At 64.6% G+C, this 1,094-nt stretch carries 2 protein-coding genes; one reads left to right on the top strand and one right to left on the bottom strand.

Features of this window, described 5'->3' with window-relative positions; genetic code table 11:
* Window positions 1-565: 565 nt before the first annotated feature.
* The gene (locus ACWELQ_RS46145) at window positions 566-826 is read left to right on the top strand and encodes a WhiB family transcriptional regulator (protein WP_167659837.1); all 261 of its coding nucleotides are present in this window, start codon (window positions 566-568) and stop codon (window positions 824-826) included.
* A 27-nt stretch (window positions 827-853) separates the two neighbouring features.
* Here ACWELQ_RS46145 and ACWELQ_RS46140 read toward each other — a convergent pair.
* On the bottom strand, window positions 854-1,094 hold a 241-nt coding region (locus tag ACWELQ_RS46140), incomplete at its 5' end, for a metallopeptidase family protein (RefSeq protein WP_452403264.1).

The raw sequence follows: 1,094 nt of genomic DNA, 5'->3' as shown, positions 1-1,094 counted from the left end.
GTCACATCCGCACAGCCTATGCGTTGAGGGAGGGATGCCCGATAACAGATCATTTGCTATGAATTTGCTGTTTGATCTGCGGGAACTCGGGTAAGAGGGGCCGGAGATGGTAACGGAATTGCTTCGGCAGCTTGACCATCGCCGTCCCCGGCGTGTCTAATCACAGGCATGTCATTCCGGGTCCGCGTGAGAGTGCAAGGCGCGGACGGGTTTTCGAACAAGCGTTCGCACTGGAGTGACGTCAAGCTCGGGGATGGCCGCGGGACTACGCCGCGGTGTTGGGCCGTCGGTGGGATCGGCTCCGGCGGATTAATCATTCTGCGCTAACACACAGTGAGGAGGCGGAGCGATGGCCGAAGAGCTGGCCCCGTCGGGCATTCCGGGCGGTGTATCGCGAACCGATTCCATGACTGGCGCAGCACCTGACTTCTGCGCCGATGAACGGAACGGATACGAGGGGGGTGAACCGATGACGACTGCACGGCCGGGGGGCGGACAGTGGGCGCGCGCCGCCTACCAGCCCGAGCCACCGCGGCTGAGCCTGATCGTCACCGGTGGTGAGGATATGTTCGACACTTTCTCGCGCGGCGGTCGCCAGATGACCGAGGCCGAACAGTGGCAGGAACGGGCGCTGTGCGCCCAGACCGACCCCGAGGCGTTCTTCCCGGAGAAGGGCGGCTCGACCAGAGAGGCCAAGCGCATCTGCCTGGGCTGCGAAGTTCGTGACGAGTGCCTGGAATACGCACTCGCCAACGATGAGCGCTTCGGCATCTGGGGCGGCTTGTCCGAGCGTGAGCGTCGCCGCCTCAAGCGCGGCATCATCTAGAAACGCAAGCGCGCCAACCCTTTTCCGCTACTCCGGCTCGGGGTCGATGATGTCGGGCTCGACCCCGAGGTATGTCGCTATCTGCTGCACGAGCACCTCGCGCAGCAGGTCGACCAGATCGTCGGGGTCCTGCGCCCGTAGTTCCAAAGGCTTGCGGAACAAGACAATTCGGGCACGGGTGGCCATGCCGTAACGGTCCACCCCGGCCGGGATCAGCCGCGAGAGCGGCACCGGCCCGTCGGCCACCACCTCGTCCGGCCACGTCACC

The sequence above is a fragment of the Nocardia sp. NPDC004722 genome, from assembly GCF_053601505.1.
This window is presented reverse-complemented; position numbering and strand designations above follow the sequence as displayed.